We start from the raw sequence: 20,685 nt of genomic DNA on the forward strand, positions 1-20,685 counted from the left end.
GTCGGCATGCATCCTTCGGCGACCCCGCGACTTCGCGGGCATCATGTGGACCTCGTCCACGTCGCCGGTGGTTCCTGTGGCTGTTGTTGCTGTTGTTGTCACGACTGACCCAGCAACCCTGCCTGCCTTTCGGGTGCGAACGCGCCCGCAGTTCTTCGAGGAACCACGATGCCTACCTCCGTTCTCTCCCGCACGTCCGTCGATCTCGCCGCCGTCGCCCGCTCCATCGCCGACGACCCGGACCGGTGGCTGCCGATCGTCCGGTACGACACGCAGGAACGCTGGTACACGCGGCTCACGTTCACCGACGAGTACGAGGTGTGGTTGCTCAGCTGGCTGCCCGGGCAGCGAACCGGCGTCCACGACCACGGCGGTAGCGCCGGAGTGTTCGCGGTCGCGGACGGCTCGCTGCGCGAGATCGTCGTCGAAAATCCGCGCGACGGCCTGCTCGAGGGGTTGGAGCCGACCCTGTCCACCGCGGAGTACGACGCGGGGCAGGCCCGCGAGTTCGACAGTCATCACGTCCACGAGATCGTCAACGCCGGCGACCGTCCCGCCGTGTCCGTGCACGTCTATGCCCCGGCCCTGAGCAGCATGCACCGCTACCGGATCGAGGACGGGATCCTGCATCTGACGAGTTCCGAACGCGCCGGGGCCGATTGGTGACAAATCCGGCACGAGTCGGGGTGTCGGGTTAGAGTCGGTCGGTCGCCGACTGCATTGGAGATCCCTCGATGAAGAGTCTCGTGCGTACGTTCGCCGCCGTGGCCGCCGCAGCCGTGGTCCTCACCGCGTGTTCCGGCGGGGACACCGACGATCCGCTGGCATCCGGAGACGGGAACGGCAGCGTCGTCGTCGGATCCGCCAACTTCCCCGAGAACGTCCTGCTCGCCGAGATCTACGCGCAGGCCCTCGAGAGCACCGGCGCCGACGTCACGCGCCGGTTCAACATCGGAAGCCGCGAGATCTACTACGACCAGGTCGTTTCCGGCGGTATCACCGTGCTGCCCGAGTACAACGGTGCGCTGCTCGCCCGCGTGAACCCGGACAGCACCGCGACCACCACCGACGACGTGAATGCCGCACTGCGCGAGTCCCTTCCGGACGGCGTGGAGATCCTGGACTCGGCGAGCGCCGAGAACAAGGACGCGGTGGTCGTCACGCGGGAGACGGCGGACCGCTACAACCTGGAGAGCATCGCCGATCTGGCACCGGTCGCCGGCGAACTCGCGATCGGCGCGGCCCCGGAATTCGAGACGCGGCAGCAGGGTCTGGTCGGGCTGAAGGACGTGTACGGCGTCGAGTTCCGGCAGTTCGTCCCCACCGACACCGGCGGGCCGATCACGATCGCCGCGCTCGAGGACGGCACCGTCCAGGCCGCGAACATCTACACCACGGATCCGTCGCTGTCGACGAAACCGTTTGTCGCGCTCGATGATCCGCAGACCCTGTTCGGAGCACAGAACGTCACTCCGCTCGTGCACCGCGCCGACCTGTCCGACGAGGCCGTCGAGACCCTGAACAAGGTGTCCGCGCAGTTGAGCACCGAGGATCTGATCGTCCTGGTCGGGCAGGTCGTGACCGAGGGCGGCGACATCGACGTGGTCGCCGCGGAATGGTTGCAGTCCGCCGGCATCGGGTAGGACACGACGGTGATCACGTTCGACAACGTCGAGAAGCGCTATCCGGACGGCACGGTCGCGGTCGACGGACTGAGCCTGGAGGTGCCGACCGGCACCCTCACGGTCCTCGTCGGACCGTCCGGCTGCGGGAAGACGACGTCGCTGCGCATGATCAACCGGATGGTCGATCCGACCGCCGGGCGGGTGCTGCTCGACGGCAAGGACGTTCGCGAACAGGACCCGCAGACGCTGCGGCGCGGCATCGGATACGTCATCCAGCACGCCGGCCTGTTCCCGCACCGCACCGTCGTCGACAACGTGGCGACGGTGCCGCGGCTGCTCGGGGCGACCCGCAGGCAGGCCCGGGCGACCGCCCTCGAGGTGCTCGAACGGGTCGGGCTCGGAGCCGAGTTCGCGCGGCGCCATCCGGCCCAGCTGTCCGGCGGCCAGCAGCAGCGCGTCGGCGTGGCCCGTGCGCTCGCCGCCGATCCCCCGGTGCTGCTGATGGACGAGCCGTTCTCGGCCGTCGACCCGGTGGTGCGCAAGGAACTTCAGCAGGAACTGTTGCGCCTGCAGTCGGTACTCGCCAAGACGATCGTGCTCGTAACCCACGACATCGACGAGGCGATCACCCTCGGCGACCGGGTCGCGGTGATGCGGCCGGGCGGGACCCTCGCGCACTACGGACCGCCGGAGGATCTGCTGACCGCACCGGCCGACGACTTCGTCGCCGACTTCCTCGGCACGGACCGCGGCGTCCGGCTGCTGTCGTTCTTCCCGTCCGACGACCTGCCGCTGCGCACCGACCCGGTCGTCACCGCCGGAGACGACCGCATCCCCGGCGGCGAACAGTGGCTGCTGGTCGTCGACGACGACCGGCGTCCGGTCGGCTGGCGCGACGCCACCGGTGGACCGGTCCCCGCGGGCCGCGGATTCGTCCCCGGCCGGGATTCGGTGCGGGTCGCGCTGGACGCGGCGGTGCTGTCGCCCTCCGGGCACGCCGTGGCCGTCGATTCGGACGGCCGAGTGCTCGGGGTGATCAGCCAGGAGGAACTGGCCGCGACGATCCGCGCGCACCATGCCGCCCGCTCCGTCGACGTCACCGAACGGACCGACGCGTGAACCTCGGAATACCGTCGTATCTGGGCAGTTTCACGGAACTGCTCGTCGACCACCTGGCGATGGCGCTGGGGGCGTCGCTGCTGGGGCTGGTCGTCGCGCTGCCGCTGGGGTTGCTGTGTGTGCGCCGTCCGCGGTGGTATCCCCCAGTGCTGGCGGGCGCGAGCGTGCTGTATTCGATTCCGTCCCTTGCGTTCTTCGTGCTGCTCATCGCGTTCACCGGGATCAGCCGCACGACCGTGGTGATCCCCCTCGCCGTCTACACGCTCGCCGTGCTGATCCCCAACGTGGTCGACGGTCTGCGGGCGGTGCCCGAGAGCGTGCGCCAGTCGGCCACCGCGATGGGCTACTCGGAGACCCGCCGGCTGCTGACGGTGGATCTGCCGATCGCGTTGCCCACGGTGCTGGCGGGCCTGCGGGTCGCGACGGTCGCGAACATCAGCATGGTCAGCGTCGGCGCGCTCATCGGGATGGGGGCGTTCGGGTCGCTGTTCACGGCCGCGGTCCAGCTCGACCGGCTGGGTCTGGCGATCACCGGCATCGTGGTCACCGTGGTCATGGCGCTCGTCGTGGACGCCGCGCTGCTGGGGGTGCAGTGGCTCGCGACGCCGTGGTTGCGGCGAACACGGACGCAGGGGCGAACACGGACACGGGGGCGGACGCGCAGGAGTGCCCGATGAACACACGGAGCGGTGCGCCATGAACACACGGAGCGGTGCGCCATGAATACACGGAGCGGTGCGCCATGAACACACTGCTGCACTACCTGGGCGAGTACTTCGGCACGTCCGCGAACTGGACCGGACCGGGCGGCATCCCGACCCGGCTGCGCGAGCACTTCGGGTACACGCTGCTCGCGCTGGGTCTCGCGTTCGGGATCGCGTTCCCCCTCGGCCTGTGGACGGGACACACCGGCCGGGGCGGTGCCGTGGTCACGCTGATCGCGAACTCGGCGCGCGCCCTGCCCACCTACGGTCTGCTCGTGCTGCTCGTCGTGCTGTCCGGGATCGGTCTGGTGCCGGTGCTGATCCCGCTGCTCGCGCTCGCGATCCCGCCGATCCTGCTCAACACGTACGAGGGGATCCGCGGTGTCGATCCCGCCCTCACCGACGCCGCGCGCGGGATGGGGATGACGCGACGGCAGGTGCTGTTCGGGGCGCAGCTGCCCGTCGCACTGCCGCTGATCCTGGTGGGAACGCGGACCGCGGCGGTGCAGATCGTCGCGACCGCGACCATCGCCGCGGCCGTCAGCTTCGGCGGGGTGGGCCGCCCGATCGTCGACGGGCTCGCCCGCAACGACTACACGCTCGTCGTGGGTGGGGCGGCGCTGGCCGCGGTGTGCTCGCTCGTGGTACTTGCGATCTTCGCGGGGCTGCGGCGGCTGCTGGTGTCCCCGGGCCTGCGCTGAGCCGGCAAACGTGTCGTACCCCCGGTTCACACTGGTGTTCGAAGAGATGGTTCGACACCTGATGGTTCGACACAGGAGGCGAGCGCCATGAACACCGGGCGCGGGACGTACTTCAGTTGGACATCGCGACGGGTGATGCTTCCGCGGACACTGACGGCGGTGGTCACGGACCCCGCGTCGCAGTCGGGGCTGACGATGGACCGGCGGGTGGTCACGGAGACGGTGCGGGGACGTCTGGTCGCGTACCACGACGCCGAAGAGGATCACGACTACGTGGCCCTGATGGTCGGGGACGTGGAGGGCGGCGAGGACGTGCCGGTCCGCGCGGTCGGCGAGGAACGCCTGCTGCTGGAAGGTGGGCGCAGCGGACTGCCCGCGGAGATCCTCGTCGGCACCGGCGACCTCGACGAGGCCGCCGAGCAGCGCGAACTGGACCGGCAGCTGTGCTGCGACGGGCCGTTGCGGTGCCTGCTGTGTTTTTCCGGCGCGCGGTCGGTCACCGTCGACTGGTGTTCGGTGGCCGCCGCGTGACCCGCCGCGGCGCGGACCACGCGCGAGACGTTCGTCACGATCGGGAGGCGTCGACGTCGGTGGTGCCTACGTCGAACGATGGCCGGGAGGCCCCAACGGCCCGGGACCTCGGACCTGTATCCATGGTCCTGGAACAGGTTGCAGCCGAGCCGTTTCCGAAAGCCGGAGGCCGTCGCCGCATCACGCGTGACGCCTAGAGTCGAATCCCGGTCGTCCCCCCGTACCGATCGGGAGAGGACACGCGACGGAGGTGACGAACGCAGTGGATTCGAGGCAGTGCTCGCTGATCCGGACCAACTTCGAGTCGCTGACCGACAGCCCCGACCGAACACACGCCCTGTCCAACTCGTTCTACTCGATCCTCTTCGCGCGCCATCCCGAGACACGCGAGTTCTTTCCCGCGACGATGGCCGGTCAGCGTGATCGGATCGTGCGCGGCCTGGCACACATCGTCGACGGGCTGGACCGGCCGGAATCGGTCCTGCCGCTCGTCCGGCAGCTCGGGCGCGAGCACCGCAAGCACGGTCTCGACCCCTCCCGATTCGCCTGTCTCACCGAGGCACTCGCACTCGCGGTCGAACAGGCGAACGGCGAGAACTGGACGCGCGATCTCGCCGAATCATGGTGTACTGCACTCGATCTCATCACCACCGCGATGGCGGAGGCGGCCGAGGCCGACGAGGGGCCGGCCGCGTGGGTCGGCACCGTCATCGAGCATCGCCTGGTCACCGACGACATCGCCGTGATCCGATTGCAGCTCGACAAGCCCATGGATTACGCCGCCGGGCAGTACGTCAGTGTCCAGGTGCCGGGGCGGCTGCGTATGTGGCGGTACCTGTCCCCGGCGATACCGGCCGACCGTACGGGGCTGATCGAGTTCCACGTCCGGCGCGTGTCCGGCGGCTGGGTCAGCCCGTCCGTCGTCCGGCACACCCAGGTCGGGGAAACGTGGGTGCTCGGTTCACCCCTGGGCTCCCTCGGCGCTCGCGACGACGGCGACCGCGCGGGCCGCCCCCGCCTGATGATCGCGTCCGGCACCGGTATCGCACCGATCCGCGCGCAACTCATGGCGATGGCGCAACGGACCGACAACCTGCCCACGCACGTTTTCTACTCCGGGCGTTTCCCCTACGACCTCTACGACCTGCCGACGCTCGAGTCCCTGGCCCGGATCTCCCCGTGGCTCACGGTGGTCCCGGTCGTCGAGAACACGGAGACCCCGCTCTGGCACACCGGTTCGTCCGGCCCCGGCGCTGCTGTGCGCGAGGGCGTCGTGGGACAGGTCGTCGCGGAGCACGCCACGTGGACCGACCACGACGTGCAGATCTGCGGATCACCGTCGATGGTGCGGGCCACCACGTTCCGCCTGCGCGCCGCGGGCGTGCCGGTCGCGCGCATCCACCACGACCCGCAGCCCTGACGCCCGCTCAGATGCCGGGGATGAATCCCGGGTAGACGTAGTGTCCGGGACCGCCACCCGGCAGCGTCGACCCGGTGACGGCCGGGAAGTTGAACGGCAACCTCACGAGCTTGTGCGGGTTGCCGTCCCGATCGGCCTGCCAGCAGTCCATCAGCACGCCGTGGAAGGCGGTGCACACGATGCGGGTGCTGGTGCCGAACGGGGAGGTCAGCCGATCCCGGGCGACGAGCGGGTTCCAGAAGTCGGGGTTGTCCGGGGTGAGGAATCCGCTCGTCTCGTACGGACCGATGGCGCTGGGTTCGTCGGGCACCGGCGGCCATTCGTCGGCGGCAGCGATGCCCGCACCACCGACGCCGACGAGGCCGGCGCCCACCACGATCGCGACGAGACGGGCAGCACGTCGAGCAACTCTGCGCATGTTCGTGCCCACTTTTCTCCCCGACCTCGGATTGCGAACTGTCGCATCACCTTAACGGTGACGAGCGAACTCGTGCGATCTATCGGGTGAGTGCGGGCTCCGATTCGGTGGCGAGCCAGGGCAGCTTGCCGGCGAGCAGTGCGTCGACGCTGAACTTGCCGGCACCGACGACCGCGAGCAGCAGCGCACCCGCGCCGAGCGCGAGGACCAGTTCGTATCCGCCGTCGGACACCCACAGGCCGTTGCCGATGTGGGTGATGAACAGCGCGCCGATCATGTTGAGGAACAGGAGGCCGCCGACGATCGGGGTGAGCACGCCGACGATCAGCGCGAGGCCGCCAAGGACCTCGATCCAGGTCGCGAGGAAGGCGGACACCGCGGGCACCGGGGCGCCCATGGCTTCGAATCCGGCCTTGGTGCCTTCGAAGCCCCAGGAGTTGACCTTCTGCAGGCCGTGCGCGAGGAAGATGACGCCCAGCGCGATGCGGGCGAGGAGGATTCCGGTGTTGCGGACAGCGGGATTGTTCATTGCGAACCCTTCGAGACGGACGGACGCCGGCGCTCGCGCAGACACCCTTGATGGTTGATGCTTCAACTAGAAGGTACGGAGCTGAAGTTGACGTGTCAACCAAGTTCACCGGACCGTTCCACTCAGCGGTACGCCGCGCTGTTCCCCAGCCCGTACACCCCTCAGGCTGAGAGACATGTCGCAGAAAATCGATACCGACACCGCCGCGATCGGCGAGGCCGCGGAGCGCCTGCTCACCGCCGCGGCCAGCGGAGTGCCGTGCGCACCCATCCGTGACCTCATCGGAGCGACCGACATCGCGGTCGCCTACGAAGTGCAGAAACACCTCACCGAGGCGAAGCTCGCCGCGGGCGCGACGATCGTCGGCCGCAAGATCGGCCTGACGTCGCCCGCAGTACAGGCACAGCTGGGTGTCGACCGCCCCGACTTCGGTGTGCTGTTCGACGACATGGTCTACGACGAGGACACCGTCATTCCGATCTCGCGGCTGCTGCAGCCGAAGGCCGAGGCCGAGGTCGCGTTCGTGCTCGCCGAGGATCTGGCCGACGGTCCCCTCGACGTCGAGCAGGTCCGCGGCGCGGTCGCCTACGCGGTCGCCGCCCTCGAGATCGTCGACAGCCGCGTCGCCGACTGGGACATCAAGTTCGCCGACACCGTCGCCGACAACGCGTCGAGCGGCGTGTACGTTCTCGGCGGCCGGCAGGTCACGCTCGACGAGTTCGAACCCATCGCCGCCGAGATGACCATGTCGATCAACGGCGAGACCGTGTCCACCGGCAACGGCGCGGCATGCCTCGGCGACCCCCTCAACGCCCTGTCCTGGCTCGCGCGCACCGCACGCGAGTTCGGCGAACCCCTGCGCGCCGGACAGGTCGTCCTCTCCGGTGCTCTCGGCCCGATGGCGCCGCTCACCGGAGGCGACGTCGTCCGCGCCGACATCACCGGCCTCGGCTCGGTGACCGCGACGTTCTCGAAGGAGGAACAGTGACAGACACGACTCCGGCACCCGCCGGCAAGAAGACCAAGGTCGCCATCATCGGCTCGGGCAACATCGGCACCGACCTGATGATCAAGGTGATCCGCCTGAGCAACGTCCTGGAGATGGGCGCGATGGTCGGCATCGACCCCGAATCCGACGGCCTCGCCCGCGCGAAGCGCCTCGGCGTGCCCACCACCCACGAGGGCGTCGACGGCCTCATCGCCATGGACAACTTCGACGAGATCGACATCGTCTTCGACGCCACGAGCGCCAAGGCACACATCGCGAACGCCGAGAAGCTCGCTCCGCTCGGCAAGCTCCTCGTCGACCTGACCCCCGCCGCCATCGGCCCGTTCGTGGTGCCCGCGGTGAACCTCGACGAGCACCTGTCGGCGCACAACATCAACATGGTCACGTGCGGCGGCCAGGCCACCATCCCGATCGTCTCCGCGGTTTCGAGTGTCACCCCGGTCCCGTACGCCGAGATCGTCGCGTCGATCTCGTCGAAGTCGGCCGGCCCGGGCACGCGCGCGAACATCGACGAGTTCACCGAGACCACGTCCCACGCGATCGAGAAGGTCGGCGGCGCCGGACGCGGCAAGGCGATCATCATCCTCAACCCGGCCGAGCCGCCGCTGATCATGCGCGACACCGTGTTCTGCCTCATCGGCGATCCGTCCGAGGAGACGCACGAGCGCATCCGCGCCTCCGTGAAGGACATGGTCGCCGAGGTCGCGACCTACGTCCCGGGCTACCGCCTCAAGCAGGAAGTGCAGATCACCCCGGTTCCCGAGGACCGGCCGGTGCACACCCTCGTCGGCGATGCCGCTGTGACGCACCAGGTTTCGGTGTTCCTGGAGGTCGAGGGCGCGGCCCACTACCTGCCCGCGTACGCAGGCAATCTCGACATCATGACGTCGGCGGCACTGCGCGCCGCCGAGCGCATGGCAATCCGTACCACCTCGGAGGTGTCCGCATGACCAAGATCTTCGTCCAGGACGTCACCCTCCGTGACGGTATGCACGCCATCCGTCACCGCATCTCCCCCGAGGATGTCGGACGGATCGTCGCCGCCCTCGATGCGGCCGGTGTCGACGCCATCGAGGTCGCCCACGGCGACGGTCTCGCCGGCGGTTCGGTGAACTACGGCCCGGGCAGCAACACCGACTGGGAGTGGATCGAGGCCGCGGCAGCGCACATCGAGAACGCGCGCCTGACGACCCTGCTGCTGCCGGGCGTCGGCACGATCGCCGAACTGCGGAAGGCCTACGACCTGGGTGTCCGGTCCGTCCGTATCGCGACGCACTGCACCGAGGCCGACGTCTCCGCCCAGCACATCGCGACCGCGCGTGAACTGGGCATGGACGTCTCCGGCTTCCTCATGATGAGCCACCTCGCCGAGCCGGCGAAGCTCGCGGAGCAGGCCAAGCTCATGGAATCCTATGGCGCACACTGTGTCTACGTCACCGACTCGGGCGGCCGGCTCACCATGAACGGTGTCCGCGACCGCATCCGCGCCTACAAGGACGTTCTCGACGAGGGCACCGAGATCGGCATCCACGCCCACGAGAACCTGTCGCTGTCGGTGGCCAACTCGGTCGTCGCCGTCGAGGAGGGCGTCTACCGCGTGGACGCGTCCCTCGCGGGACACGGTGCGGGAGCAGGCAACTGCCCGATCGAACCGTTCATCGCGGTCGCGAACATCAACGGCTGGGAGCACGGCGCCGACCTGTTCGCGCTGCAGGACGCCGCCGACGACATCGTCCGTCCGCTGCAGGACCGCCCGGTCCGCGTGGACCGCGAGACGCTCACGCTCGGCTACGCCGGTGTGTACTCGAGCTTCCTGCGTCACGCCGAGGCCGCGTCCAAGCAGTACGGCGTGGACGTCCGCACGATTCTGCTCGAGGTCGGCCGCCGCCAGCTCGTCGGCGGTCAGGAGGACATGATCGTCGACATCGCGCTCGACATCGTCGCCGCCGGCAAGGCAGAGACGGTCGGCGCCGCGAGCTGAGCGCTCGATCGCGTCGAAACACGGGTGATCCCCGGCCGGATGTCCGGCCGGGGATCACCCGTTTCTGTCGGGGGTCGGTCAGCGACCGCGCGCGGCGGCCCATCCGTCCATCGCGGCGACGAACTCCCCGGAGACGGGCAGGAGCGCCACCAGATCCGCCGGACCGGGCGGCAGCGGGCCGAGTTCCTCGAGACCGTGGTTCGCGGTGGCGAAGTGCTCGAACTGCAGGTCGGTGTGCGCGAGAGCCGACCGGAGCGGCTCGACCTGCGCGCAGCTGACGTTCGTGTCCTTGTCCGAGCAGGTGAGCAGCACCGGGGTGCCGGTGGCGAGTTGCGCTGCGAGTACGGGCGGATCGAATGCGTCCGCCTCGGCGAGGAACTTGGCGTTGGCCGGGTTGAGGCCGAGCTGAGCCAGGAGCGGGTGCTGGTCGGCGGGGACGGTCCCTGTGGTCCGCAGCGATTCGACGGTGCGGGGGAGGCCGGCGCGGACCGCGTCACCGTCGGCACCGAGCTGTCCGGAGTCGGCGACGGCGGTGATCTGCGCGGTCAGCAGGTCCAGGTAGCGCATCGGCAGGGGCTGCAGCAGAGCGAAACCGTTGCCGATGCCGCGGTCGGCGAGGGCGAGGGCCGTCAGCGCACCTTCGCTGTGCCCGACCACGAGGATCTCGTCGGTGGGGATCCCGGTGCGATCCGCGAGCGCGCGGGCCGCCGCCTCGGCGTGATCGACCTGTTCGGTGAAGCCGTACTCGCCGACGGTTTCGAGAGTGTAGGCCCCGAGACCTGTCTCCCCACTACCGATCTTGTCGAATCGGTAGCTGGTGATGCCATGGGCGGCAAGGACATCCGCGGTGCGGGTCAGCGTGCCGGACGCGGCGCCGGGCTGGTTGCCGTTGCGATCGGTGGGGCCGCTTCCGGGCAGTAGCAGCGCGGCCCCGGCGGTCGCGCCGTCAGGAGTGCGGAGACTGCCGTGGAAGACGGTCCCGTCGGCCTCGAAGGTCAGCGGGCTGTCGATGCCGGCAGCTTCGACAACCGACCCTGTGACCGGCAGTGCCGTCGCCGTTCCGGCGAGGAGTACTCCTCCGCCGAGCACCATCACGGGCACAGCTGCGGCGCCGATCCACCGTCGCGCGTTTCTCATGAGCCGAGCCAAGGGAAGACTCCGTTCGTGTCACTCGTGTCCGGACAGAAACAGTGCCCGGTCGGTCAGGAACGCTCCACGGTACCCAGTCGCTGCGCCCATTGCTCGGCGTCGTCCACGCCGAGGACGAGGGCATCGCGCTTGTGACCTGCGAGTTCGATGCGCACGGCGGGCTGATCCCGCCGGACGGAGACGAGCGTGTTGCGCCCGGGAGCCCGCCAGGTACCGATCTTGCGCATTCCCGGCAGTCCGAGTCCGGGGGCGCGAACTCCCCGGGCCGCGGCGAGACCGTCGGCGTGGACCTCGACGTTGCGGATCGCGCTCAGTGGCACGTCGACGTCGCCGATGAGACCGGCGATCTTCTCGAGGGTCGTGAAGCGCACCTGCAGGGTTCCGTTTGCGATCGTCATTGTTGTCATACCCGGTATTATTCTCATTGTTGAGAACAATGTCAACCGTGAGAAGATCGTCGCCGGAGGGAATACATGAGCACCGCAGAACTGCTGTTGCATCCGATACGGCTGCGGATCGTCCAGGCGCTGCTCGACGGCCGCACCGCGACCACCGCCCAGCTGCGCACCCTTCTCGACGACGTCTCCCCCGCAACCCTGTACCGGCAGATCTCGACACTCGCCGACGCGGGAGTGCTCGAGGTCGTGTCCGAGCGTCGCGTCCGGGGAACGGTCGAACGCACTTTCCGTCTCGTCGTCGAACGCGCGCAGGTGACCCGGGACGAAGCCGAGGCGATGAGCAGCGACGACCACCGGCGCGCATTCCTCGTCTTCGTCGCGCAACTGCTCGCGGACTTCGATGCCTACCTCGACGACCCTCACCGCCGAGGACTGGCCGAGGACGTCGTCGGCTACCGGCAGGTGGCTCTCGACCTGACCGACGACGAGGCGTTGTCCCTTGTCACGGAGATGGCGCAACTGCTGACGCGCTATCAGGAACTCGGTCCCGGGGAAGGGCGTCGCCGTCGACTGTTCAGCCGGATCATCATGCCGGTCGGTGGGCTCGAAGGCGGAGACGCCGATTCGGCAGCGGGAGAATAGATTTCCTGACGACCTTCCCGCTCTTGATGATTGCGGACGAGTTCCCACCGGTCCGGATACGAAATCGGGTGTGGGCCGACGCCGTCACGGGTACCTCTGTGCAATGCCACCGCTCCGAATCGTCGTCACCGGCGCCACCGGCAACGTCGGGACCGCCCTCCTCGCACGCCTGTCGGCGCAGTCGGACGCGTACGAGGTCGTCGCCGTTGCGCGTCGGGTCCCGCCCGCGATCGGGCCGTATCGACACGCGTGCTGGCACGCGATCGACGTCGGCGACCCGGATGCGGAGGAAATGTTGTGCCGAGCCTTCGACGGCGCCGACGCCGTCGTCCACCTCGCGTGGTCATTCCAGCCCTCGCATCGTCCGGACCTCTTGCGGCGCACTGCGGTCGACGGCACCCGCGCGGTCATGGCAGCCGCGGCCAGGGCAAGTGTCGCCCAGGTGGTGCACATGTCGTCCGCTGCCGCCTATGCCCCCGGCGCATACGGCCGGACGGTCGACGAATCATGGCCGGCGACAGGCATTCCCACATCGCAGTACAGCACCGACAAGGTCGAAGCGGAAAAGATCGTCGCCGAAGCCGCACGAAAGACGGGGGCACCCGAGGTCACGGTGCTGAGGCCGGGGCTGATCGGTCAGGCCGCTGCCGGAGCGGCGCTGCGCCGGTACGCGATGCCCGCTTGGATGCCGGCAGTGGCCATGCGCGCACTCCCGGTCCTGCCGCTCGACCCGTCCGTCGCACTCCCCGCCGTGCACGCGGCGGACGTGGCCGCGGCCGTCGAACTCGCCCTCGCCGCGCCCGGCGCCGGAGTGGTGAACCTGTCCGCCGCCGACCCGGTCCGCACGGAGGACGTCGTCGAATCTCTCGGGGTCCGGCCGTGGCGAGTCTCGCGTCGGACCCTGCGCACCCTCGCACAGGTCACCTGGCGGGCACATCTGCAACCGGTGCACGGCGGCTGGATCGATCTCGCATACGACACTCCCCTGCTCGACTGCAGCCGCGCGCAACGCGTGCTCGGCTGGTCCCCGGCCGTCTCCGGCCGGGAGGTGTGGCGGGAGACGATCGCGGGTATGCGCTCGGGTGCGAGCGGAACGGGACCGGTCCTCGGGGCCCGAAGCCCACGAGAGATGGTCGCCGACCTGGTCGCCGGCGGTACGGTCGGCATACGACGGGTGCCGTGACCAGGGCAGAGCAATCGTCGGAAGAGGTGGGACGGTGGCACGAGCAGCGGTGTGGAAGACCCGGGCGGACTGTGACCGGGTGTGGGAGGTGCTCTCCGACGGGTGGACCTTCCCCGGTTGGGTGGTGGGCGCCGCGCGGGTGCGGGCGGTCGACGCCGACTGGCCGGACCCGGGTACACGCATCCACCATTCGGTGGGGTTGTGGCCGGGGCTCCTGCACGACTCGACCGAAGTCGTCCGATCCGTCCCGCGGTCCGAACTGGTCCTGCACGCGCGTGCCTGGCCGTTCGGTGTCGCCGAGATCCTGCTGCGCCTCACCGAACGCGACGGTGGATGCGAGATCGAGATGCGCGAGCACGCGATCACCCCGCCGTGGAAGTGGCTTCCCGACCTCGTCCAGGATTGGTCCGTATACCCGCGTAACCGGGAATGCCTGCGCCGACTGTCGTTGATCGCCGAGCACGCGACCGATCCGACGGCGGGTACGGCAGGTGAGGTGTGAGTGCGATCGCCGAACAGGTCGACGCGGTCGTCGTCGGAGCAGGCCCGAACGGACTGACCGCCGCCGCGCTGCTCGCCGACGCGGGATGGGACGTGCTGATCCTCGAAGCCCAGCCCGAGCCCGGCGGAGCGGTCCGTACCGCCGAACTGCACCCGGGCTACCGCGCCGACCTCTTCAGCGCGTTCTACCCGCTGGCTGCCGTCTCCCCCGTCTTCACCGAACTCGACCTGCCCGCCCACGGACTGGCGTGGTCCAGGGCGCCCGCGGCGTTCGGACATCCGCGTGCGCCGGAAGACGAGGACGCGGTGACGCTACGGCCCACGGCGCAGGAAACGGCGGAGGACCTCGAGCGGCGGTGCGCCGGTGACGGGGACGCGTGGATGCGCCTGTACGAGCAGTGGACGATGGTCCGCGAGCCCTTCCTGCGCACCCTGCTCGGTCCGTTCCCGCCGATCCGGAGCCCACTCACGGCCCTGCGCCGCCTCGGCGCCGGCGAGACGCTCCGCTTCGCCCGAATGCTGGCGTTGCCGGTGCGCCGGATGGCACAGGAGCTATTCGAGGGCGAGAGTGCGGGGCTGCTCTTCCACGGCAATGCCGCGCACGCGGACATTCCCGTCGACGCCGCCGGCAGCGGCCTGATGGGCTATCTGCTCACCATGATCGGCCAGGACGTCGGGTATCCCGTTCCGCGAGGCGGCGCGGGCGAACTGACAACCGCACTCGTACGACGCGCGACGAGCGCCGGAGCCCAATTACGTTGCGCCCGTGAGGTGGAGCGTATCGAACCGACGGGCGATGCGACGATCGTGCACACCACCGGCGGCGAGCGCATCACCGCGCGGCGGGCCGTGCTGGCCGACGTCTCGGCGACCTCGCTGTACGGGAAGCTGCTGCCGCAGGAATCTCTTCCGGACCGCGTACGGCACGACGTGCTGCGGTTCGAATGGGACACCCCCGTGGTGAAGGTGAACTACGCAATGTCCCAACCTATTCCGTGGCGGTCGCCGAGTCTGCGCAGCGCCGGCACCGTGCACATCGGCGCCGACAGCAACGGGCTGGTCCGCTGGGGTGCGGATCTCAGCACGGGCACGGTGCCGCGCTCACCGTTCGTGATCATCGGTCAGATGACCACCGCAGATCCCACCAGATCACCCGTGGGCACCGAAAGCGCTTGGGCGTACAGTCATCTCCCGCGTGGAATGTCGGACGACGAGGCCGGCACCCTACTCGCGCAGCGCATGGACGAGACACTCGAGGAGTACGCCCCCGGCGCGCTCGCCAACGTCGTCCATCGCAGTGTGCAGCTACCCTGCGACCTCGAACTCGCCGACGCCAATCTCGTCGGTGGCGCGGTCAACGGGGGCACGGCACAGCTGCACCAGCAGCTGGTGTTCCGGCCGATCCCCGGTCTGGCCGGGCCCCGCACGACGGTCGACCGGGTCTATCTCGCCGGCGCGGCCGCGCACCCCGGTGGCGGTGTGCACGGCATGTGCGGCGCGCATGCCGCCGCGGCAGCGCTGGCCGACCACGGCATCACGGGACGTCTGCGCGGACGGGTTCGGGGCATGATCGCGCACGCGCTCGCCGACTAGCGGGTTCGAGCGCTCGGGCGACATCACCACCGCAGCAGGGCACCATGGACGGATACGCGTATCCGTCCGCACCCGGGAGCCCCGATGCCACCGAAGCATCCCCCGCAGTCGTCGTACCGCAACGGCGTCGGCAGCGTCGCCCTGGTCACGGGCATCGTCGCGCTCGTGTTCGCGTTCGTGCCGATCGTCGGGGATCTCGTGACGATTCCCACGGGGATCGTGGCGGTGATATGCGGTTGGTTCGGGTTCACCCGCGTCGAGAAGGGGCTGGCGTCGAACCACCGCGAGGCGCTGACCGGTATCGCCCTGGGCACCGCGGCGCTGTTCGTCGTCTTCCTCGTCTTCGTCGCGACGCACAGTCCCGGCGGGTGACCGGCGGATCCGCACGCGCAAGGAATCCGTAAAGACCTCGGTCCCGGGCGTCAAGATTTCGCATGGATCGAGGGTCCGTGCCCTGAACGGTGCCACCGTGTGGTGACGGTGTCGACCGGCGCCGTTTCGTTTCTACGGCAAGGGAATACGAGATGGCGGACACCGCATTCGTGTTGCTGATCCTCGCGGGGTTCGGACTGTGCATGCTGACCTTGCGCGCGCTGCACTCCGGAGGTGAACAGCGATGACGTGGGCCGGGGGTACGAGCGTCGCGCTCGTGGTGATCGCAGTCGGGCTGGTGGCGTACCTGCTGGTCGCCCTGCTCGATCCGGAGAGGTTCTGAGGGTCGAATGAATCCTGCTGTTGCCGCAGGTCTGCAGATCGTTCTGGTCGTTGCGGTCCTCGCGTTGACATACGTACCACTCGGCGACTACATGGCGCGGGTGTACACCAACGACTCGGACACGCGGTGGAAGGATCTGCGGCTCGAGTCGCTGATCTACCGGGTGTGCCGGATCGATCCCCTGGCCGAGCAGACCTGGTTCGGGTACGCCGCGAGTGTGCTCGGCTTCTCGCTGGCCGGCGCGCTGTTCCTGTACGGGCTGCAACGCATCCAGGGTGTGCTCCCCCTCGGCAACGGCCTCGGAGCGGTCAGCCCGGCGGTCGCGTTCAACACCGCGATCTCGTTCGTCTCCAACACCGACTGGCAGTCCTACATCCCGGAGACGACGATGGGCCACCTCACCCAGTCGGCGGGGCTTGCGGTGCAGAACTTCGCGTCCGCCGCGGTCGGCATGGCGGTGGCGGTGGCCCTGATCCGCGGCCTGGTGCGGATCGGCCGGGGTGGAGAACTCGGCAACTTCTGGGTCGATCTCATCCGCGGCACACTGCGCATCCTGCTTCCCCTGGCCTTCCTCATCGCGCTGATCCTGCTCAGCCAGGGCGTGATCCAGTCGTACCACAGCGGCTTCACCGCCACCGGGCTCGACGGGCACGTCTTCACGACGGCGCTGGCTCCGGTCGCGTCGCAGGAGGCGATCAAGGAACTCGGTACCAACGGTGGCGGCATCCTCGCCGCGAACTCCGCGCACCCGTTCGAGAACCCCACCCCGATCAGCAACATCGTCGAGGTCATCGCGATCCTGCTCATCCCGGTCGCGCTCACCCGCACGTTCGGCACCATGATCGGGAACCGCAGGCAGGGCCTGACTGTTCTTGCCGTGATGACCTTCCTCTTCGGCACCGTGCTGGCGGTGACGCTGGCCGCCGAGTCGAGAACCCGGGGCGTCGCGGCGACCGCCGCCGGCGCGATGATGGAAGGCAAGGAGGTCCGGTTCGGGATCCCGGGTTCGGCCCTGTTCGCCGTCGCGACCACGGGCACGAGCACCGGCGCTGTGAACGCCGCACACGACAGCATGTCCCCGCTGGGCGGCGGCGCCGTCCTGCTGAACATGCTGCTCGGCGAGATCGCGCCGGGCGGGGTGGGTACCGGCCTGTACGGGATGCTCGTGCTCGCGATGATCGCGGTGTTCGTCGGCGGTCTCCTCGTCGGACGTACCCCCGAGTTCCTGGGCAAGAAGCTCCGCAGACGGGAGATCACCCTCGCGGCCCTCACCGTGTTGGTGATGCCTGCGCTCGTGTTGATCGGTACCGCGATCACGGTGATCCTGCCGTCGATCACCACATATCTGGGTAGTTCCGGCGATCCGGGAACGCCGGAAGCGATCCACGGCTTCACCGAGATGCTGTATGCGTTCGCGTCGGCATCCAACAACAACGGCAGCGCATTCGGCGGGCTGACCGCCACCGGCAACTGGTTCCAGGCGTCGCTCGGCATCTGCATGCTCCTGGGCCGCTTCCTGCCCATCGTGTTCGTCCTGGCGCTCGCCGGGTCGCTCGCCACCCAACGCCGCACCCCGACCGGTGCGGGAACACTGCCCACCACGGGATTCGCGTTCGCCGGTCTGCTGATCGGCACCACCGTTCTCGTGGCGGCACTGACCTTCTTCCCGGCACTGGCGCTGGGACCGATCGCGGAGGCACTGCAGTGACCCTCGAACTTCGACGCGACCGCGAGGTCACGCCCACCCGTCTCGAGCGGATCCAGGGAGGAGCGTTCGGCACTCGCCAGCTCGTGGGCGCGCTGCCCGACGCGCTCCGCAAACTCGACCCGCGGCACGTGGCGCGGAACCCGGTGATGTTCGTCGTGCTCGTCGGGTCGGTGATCGCCACCGTCGCGGCGATCGTCGAACCCACCCTCTTCGCCTGGTCGATCGCGGTGTGGCTGTGGTTCACGGTGTTGTTCGCCAATCTCGCCGAATCCGTCGCCGAAGGTCGAGGCAAGGCGCAGGCGGCGAGCCTGCGGCAGGCCAAGCAAGACGCTGTCGCCCGCCGAACGACCGAGTCCGGGTTCGAAAATCTGGTTCCGGCAACGGAACTGCGGGTCGGTGATCTCGTGGTCGTCGAGGCCGGGCAGATCGTTCCCGGCGACGGCGACGTGGTCGACGGAGTCGCGACGATCGACGAATCCGCCATCACCGGCGAATCCGCGCCCGTGATCCGCGAATCGGGCGGCGATCGTTGCGCGGTGACCGGCGGCACCACAGTGCTCTCCGACCGGATCATCGTGCGCATCACCGCGCCACCCGGAAAGACGTTCGTGGACAGGATGATCGCACTCGTCGAAGGCGCGGCCCGCCGCAAGACCCCCAACGAGATAGCCTTGAACATCCTGCTCGCCGCGCTCACGATCGTCTTCGTGCTCGCGGTGGTCGCGATCGCGCCCATGAGCGCGTACGCCGGTGCCGAACAGCGTCCGGTGGAACTGATCGCGCTGCTGGTGTGCCTGATCCCCACGACGATCGGCGCTCTGCTGTCGGCGATCGGCATCGCCGGCATGGACCGCCTGGTTCAACGCAATGTGCTGGCGAAGTCCGGGCGGGCCGTCGAAGCCGCAGGTGACATCGACACCCTGCTGCTCGACAAGACCGGCACCATCACGTTCGGGAATCGTCGTGCCACCGCCCTGCATCCGGCCCCGGGCATCGCCGACGACGAACTCGCGGCGTCCGCACGCCTGTCGAGTCTCGCCGACCACACCCCTGAGGGTCGCAGCATCGTCGACCTGTGCGCCGAGCACCATCACCTCGATCCGGTGCCGTCCGACGACGAGCGTGGCGCCGAGTTCGTCGCGTTCACGGCACACACCAGGATGAGCGGCCTCGACACCACCAATCCCGCCGACGGCACACCGATCCGGATCCGCAAGGGTGCCGGCGATGCGGTGGCCCGCTGGATGCACGAGCACGACGCCGAGATTCCCTTCGCCGTAACCGATCTCGTCACCGATATCGCCCAGCGCGGCGGGACTCCCCTCGTGGTCGCTCGCAGTGCGGGCGGTGCCATGACCGTTCTCGGTGTCGTGGAACTCTCCGATGTCGTCAAACCCGGCATGGCAGAACGGTTCGCGCAGCTGCGGGCGATGGGCATCCGTACGGTGATGATCACCGGTGACAACCCGCTGACAGCGAAGGCGATCGCAGGCGAGGCCGGGGTGGACGACTTCCTCGCCGAGGCCACCCCGGAGGACAAGCTGGCGCTGATCCGCTCCGAACAGCAGGGCGGGCGACTGGTCGCGATGACCGGCGACGGCACCAACGACGCGCCCGCGCTCGCGCAGGCCGACGTCGGCGTGGCGATGAACACCGGCACCTCCGCGGCGAAGGAGGCCGGCAACATGGTCGACCTCGATTCCGACCCGACGAAGCTGATCGAGATCGTCGAGATCGGCAAACAACTGCTGATCACTCGCGGTGCACTGACCACGTTCTCGCTCGCGAACGACCTGGCCAAGTACTTCGCGATCCTGCCTGCCCTCTTCAGCGGCATCTATCCGCAACTCGCGAGGCTGAACATCATGGGGCTGGCGACCCCGCAGTCCGCGATCCTGTCGGCGGTGATCTTCAACGCCCTGGTGATCGTGGCGCTGATCCCGTTGTCGCTGAAGGGTGTCCGCTACCGCCCGTCCGGTGCGTCGGCGCTGCTGGGACGCAACCTGCTCGTGTACGGACTCGGCGGTGTCGTCACGCCATTCGTCGGCATCTGGCTGATCGACCTCGTCGTCCGGATCGTTCCTGGAATGGGGTGACACACAATGTATTCGATGCACTTCCTCCGCCAGTTCCGTGCGGGAGCCCTGGTGCTGATCGCGCTCACCATCGCCGTCGGCGGTGTGTATCCGGCGGCGGTGTGGGCGGTGAGCCGGGTCGTCACCCCGAGCGCCGAGGGTTCGGTGCTCTCGGACGCACACGGTTGCGTCGTCGGCAGCCGCTGGATCGGGGTGGACCCCCAGGTCGCGCCGGGGCAGCCCGATCCCTACTTCCATCCGCGCGTGGTGGGGTCCGTCGCCGACGGCGACCCGTTCACACCGGGTGATCCGGCGGCGGCTGTGCCGTCCAACCTGGGGCCGAGCAGCGACGTGCTCGCCGGATTCGTCGATGCGCGCCGGGCGGCGATCGCATCCCGCGAGCAGGTCCCACCGGACCGGGTACCCGCCGATGCCGTCACCGGCTCCGGCTCGGGGATCGATCCGCAGATCTCCCCCGCCTACGCGGAGTTGCAGGTGCCGCGGGTCGCACGCGAAACCGGGCTGAGCGAGTACCGGGTTCGGGAACTGGTTGCCGAGCACACCGAGGGACGGCAGCTCGGTTTCCTCGGCGCTGCGCGAGTGGACGTGCCGGAACTGAATGTGGCACTAGGCTTGACAGCACCCGGTTGCTCGGGCGACGCAGCCGGGCCGACCGGCTCGTGA

23 protein-coding genes are annotated in these 20,685 nt (G+C 69.0%); 19 read left to right on the plus strand and 4 right to left on the minus strand.

Features of this window, described 5'->3' with window-relative positions:
* Positions 1-168: 168 nt before the first annotated feature.
* From ACWDTS_RS17350 to ACWDTS_RS17380, 7 genes are all read left to right on the plus strand, one after another.
* Complete coding sequence (locus ACWDTS_RS17350) at positions 169-666, plus strand: cysteine dioxygenase (RefSeq protein WP_450118691.1); 498 nt, start codon at positions 169-171, stop codon at positions 664-666.
* A gap of 68 nt (positions 667-734) precedes the next feature.
* A complete protein-coding gene (locus ACWDTS_RS17355) occupies positions 735-1,643 on the plus strand; it encodes an ABC transporter substrate-binding protein (RefSeq protein WP_248674705.1) in 909 nt (302 codons plus the stop codon).
* A gap of 9 nt (positions 1,644-1,652) precedes the next feature.
* Positions 1,653-2,744: an ABC transporter ATP-binding protein gene (locus ACWDTS_RS17360; RefSeq protein ID WP_450118692.1), complete on the plus strand. Its 1,092-nt coding sequence runs from the start codon at positions 1,653-1,655 to the stop codon at positions 2,742-2,744.
* Entirely contained in the window at positions 2,741-3,421 is a 681-nt protein-coding gene (locus tag ACWDTS_RS17365; RefSeq protein ID WP_248674703.1) for an ABC transporter permease, read from the plus strand. Before ACWDTS_RS17360 ends, ACWDTS_RS17365 begins: the two co-directional genes overlap by 4 nt.
* A 65-nt stretch (positions 3,422-3,486) precedes the next feature.
* A complete protein-coding gene (locus tag ACWDTS_RS17370) occupies positions 3,487-4,149 on the plus strand; it encodes an ABC transporter permease (protein WP_248674702.1) in 663 nt (220 codons plus the stop codon).
* 159 nt (positions 4,150-4,308) lie between these two features.
* A complete protein-coding gene (locus tag ACWDTS_RS17375) occupies positions 4,309-4,680 on the plus strand; it encodes a hypothetical protein (protein ID WP_248674701.1) in 372 nt (123 codons plus the stop codon).
* A gap of 262 nt (positions 4,681-4,942) precedes the next feature.
* Positions 4,943-6,100 carry an FAD-binding oxidoreductase gene (locus tag ACWDTS_RS17380; protein WP_450118723.1) on the plus strand — a complete coding sequence of 386 codons (1,158 nt, stop codon included), beginning with the start codon at positions 4,943-4,945 and terminating at the stop codon, positions 6,098-6,100.
* 7 nt (positions 6,101-6,107) lie between these two features.
* On the opposite strand, the gene ACWDTS_RS17385 is transcribed toward ACWDTS_RS17380, so the two are convergent.
* Both ACWDTS_RS17385 and ACWDTS_RS17390 read right to left on the minus strand, forming a co-directional pair.
* Positions 6,108-6,518, minus strand: coding sequence for a hypothetical protein (locus tag ACWDTS_RS17385; RefSeq protein WP_450108924.1), 411 nt, complete (start codon positions 6,516-6,518; stop codon positions 6,108-6,110).
* Between the two features lie 79 nt (positions 6,519-6,597).
* Positions 6,598-7,047, minus strand: a complete 450-nt coding sequence (locus ACWDTS_RS17390) for a DoxX family protein (protein ID WP_450108923.1) — start codon at positions 7,045-7,047, stop codon at positions 6,598-6,600.
* Between the two features lie 175 nt (positions 7,048-7,222).
* Between ACWDTS_RS17390 and ACWDTS_RS17395 the strand changes: the two genes are divergently transcribed.
* From ACWDTS_RS17395 to dmpG, 3 genes are read left to right on the plus strand one after another with little or no spacing between them, the layout of a single operon-like run.
* Positions 7,223-8,035, plus strand: a complete 813-nt coding sequence (locus ACWDTS_RS17395; RefSeq protein WP_197252704.1) for a 2-keto-4-pentenoate hydratase — start codon at positions 7,223-7,225, stop codon at positions 8,033-8,035.
* Positions 8,032-9,006 carry an acetaldehyde dehydrogenase (acetylating) gene (locus ACWDTS_RS17400; protein WP_450118693.1) on the plus strand — a complete coding sequence of 325 codons (975 nt, stop codon included), beginning with the start codon at positions 8,032-8,034 and terminating at the stop codon, positions 9,004-9,006. The genes ACWDTS_RS17395 and ACWDTS_RS17400 overlap by 4 nt, the downstream gene beginning before the upstream one ends.
* The gene (gene dmpG / locus ACWDTS_RS17405; RefSeq protein ID WP_197252702.1) at positions 9,003-10,037 is read left to right on the plus strand and encodes a 4-hydroxy-2-oxovalerate aldolase; all 1,035 of its coding nucleotides are present in this window, start codon (positions 9,003-9,005) and stop codon (positions 10,035-10,037) included. Before ACWDTS_RS17400 ends, dmpG begins: the two co-directional genes overlap by 4 nt.
* Before the next feature lie 78 nt (positions 10,038-10,115).
* Here the strand turns inward: dmpG and ACWDTS_RS17410 are convergent, their stop codons facing one another.
* On the minus strand, positions 10,116-11,138 hold the full coding sequence (locus ACWDTS_RS17410) for an alpha/beta hydrolase (RefSeq protein ID WP_450118724.1): 1,023 nt from the start codon (positions 11,136-11,138) through the stop codon (positions 10,116-10,118).
* A 101-nt stretch (positions 11,139-11,239) separates the two neighbouring features.
* On the minus strand, positions 11,240-11,593 hold the full coding sequence (locus ACWDTS_RS17415; protein WP_197252701.1) for a hypothetical protein: 354 nt from the start codon (positions 11,591-11,593) through the stop codon (positions 11,240-11,242).
* Between the two features lie 66 nt (positions 11,594-11,659).
* On the opposite strand from ACWDTS_RS17415, the gene ACWDTS_RS17420 reads away from it, so the two are divergent.
* From ACWDTS_RS17420 to ACWDTS_RS17460, 9 genes are all read left to right on the plus strand, one after another.
* Positions 11,660-12,226, plus strand: coding sequence for a helix-turn-helix domain-containing protein (locus ACWDTS_RS17420; RefSeq protein ID WP_197252700.1), 567 nt, complete (start codon positions 11,660-11,662; stop codon positions 12,224-12,226).
* Between the two features lie 103 nt (positions 12,227-12,329).
* Positions 12,330-13,409, plus strand: a complete 1,080-nt coding sequence (locus ACWDTS_RS17425; protein WP_248674694.1) for an NAD-dependent epimerase/dehydratase family protein — start codon at positions 12,330-12,332, stop codon at positions 13,407-13,409.
* Positions 13,410-13,443: 34 nt separating this feature from the next.
* Complete coding sequence (locus tag ACWDTS_RS17430) at positions 13,444-13,911, plus strand: SRPBCC family protein (RefSeq protein ID WP_248674693.1); 468 nt, start codon at positions 13,444-13,446, stop codon at positions 13,909-13,911.
* On the plus strand, positions 13,908-15,503 hold the full coding sequence (locus ACWDTS_RS17435) for a phytoene desaturase family protein (protein ID WP_248674691.1): 1,596 nt from the start codon (positions 13,908-13,910) through the stop codon (positions 15,501-15,503). Before ACWDTS_RS17430 ends, ACWDTS_RS17435 begins: the two co-directional genes overlap by 4 nt.
* A gap of 84 nt (positions 15,504-15,587) precedes the next feature.
* A complete protein-coding gene (locus ACWDTS_RS17440; protein ID WP_248674689.1) occupies positions 15,588-15,875 on the plus strand; it encodes a hypothetical protein in 288 nt (95 codons plus the stop codon).
* 244 nt (positions 15,876-16,119) lie between these two features.
* Positions 16,120-16,218, plus strand: coding sequence for a K(+)-transporting ATPase subunit F (gene kdpF / locus ACWDTS_RS17445; RefSeq protein ID WP_248674688.1), 99 nt, complete (start codon positions 16,120-16,122; stop codon positions 16,216-16,218).
* A 7-nt stretch (positions 16,219-16,225) separates the two neighbouring features.
* On the plus strand, positions 16,226-17,926 hold the full coding sequence (gene kdpA / locus ACWDTS_RS17450) for a potassium-transporting ATPase subunit KdpA (protein ID WP_248674687.1): 1,701 nt from the start codon (positions 16,226-16,228) through the stop codon (positions 17,924-17,926).
* A gap of 50 nt (positions 17,927-17,976) precedes the next feature.
* A complete protein-coding gene (kdpB, locus tag ACWDTS_RS17455) occupies positions 17,977-20,022 on the plus strand; it encodes a potassium-transporting ATPase subunit KdpB (RefSeq protein ID WP_248674726.1) in 2,046 nt (681 codons plus the stop codon).
* Between the two features lie 6 nt (positions 20,023-20,028).
* The gene (locus ACWDTS_RS17460) at positions 20,029-20,685 is read left to right on the plus strand and encodes a potassium-transporting ATPase subunit C (RefSeq protein ID WP_248674686.1); all 657 of its coding nucleotides are present in this window, start codon (positions 20,029-20,031) and stop codon (positions 20,683-20,685) included.

The sequence above is a fragment of the Rhodococcus sp. NPDC003383 genome (genome assembly GCF_053589115.1).

Bases quoted from the DNA above. Each gene is read 5' to 3' on its own strand.
- dmpG (WP_197252702.1), top strand. From the start codon at position 9,003: ATGACCAAGATCTTCGTCCAGGACGTCACCCTCCGTGACGGTATGCAC.
- ACWDTS_RS17390 (WP_450108923.1), bottom strand. From the start codon at position 7,047: ATGAACAATCCCGCTGTCCGCAACACCGGAATCCTCCTCGCCCGCATC.
- ACWDTS_RS17420 (WP_197252700.1), top strand. From the start codon at position 11,660: ATGAGCACCGCAGAACTGCTGTTGCATCCGATACGGCTGCGGATCGTC.
- ACWDTS_RS17370 (WP_248674702.1), top strand. From the start codon at position 3,487: ATGAACACACTGCTGCACTACCTGGGCGAGTACTTCGGCACGTCCGCG.
- ACWDTS_RS17415 (WP_197252701.1), bottom strand. From the start codon at position 11,593: ATGACAACAATGACGATCGCAAACGGAACCCTGCAGGTGCGCTTCACG.
- ACWDTS_RS17395 (WP_197252704.1), top strand. From the start codon at position 7,223: ATGTCGCAGAAAATCGATACCGACACCGCCGCGATCGGCGAGGCCGCG.
- ACWDTS_RS17460 (WP_248674686.1), top strand. From the start codon at position 20,029: ATGTATTCGATGCACTTCCTCCGCCAGTTCCGTGCGGGAGCCCTGGTG.
- ACWDTS_RS17385 (WP_450108924.1), bottom strand. From the start codon at position 6,518: ATGCGCAGAGTTGCTCGACGTGCTGCCCGTCTCGTCGCGATCGTGGTG.
- kdpA (WP_248674687.1), top strand. From the start codon at position 16,226: ATGAATCCTGCTGTTGCCGCAGGTCTGCAGATCGTTCTGGTCGTTGCG.
- kdpF (WP_248674688.1), top strand. From the start codon at position 16,120: ATGACGTGGGCCGGGGGTACGAGCGTCGCGCTCGTGGTGATCGCAGTC.
- ACWDTS_RS17425 (WP_248674694.1), top strand. From the start codon at position 12,330: ATGCCACCGCTCCGAATCGTCGTCACCGGCGCCACCGGCAACGTCGGG.
- ACWDTS_RS17355 (WP_248674705.1), top strand. From the start codon at position 735: ATGAAGAGTCTCGTGCGTACGTTCGCCGCCGTGGCCGCCGCAGCCGTG.
- ACWDTS_RS17350 (WP_450118691.1), top strand. From the start codon at position 169: ATGCCTACCTCCGTTCTCTCCCGCACGTCCGTCGATCTCGCCGCCGTC.
- ACWDTS_RS17440 (WP_248674689.1), top strand. From the start codon at position 15,588: ATGCCACCGAAGCATCCCCCGCAGTCGTCGTACCGCAACGGCGTCGGC.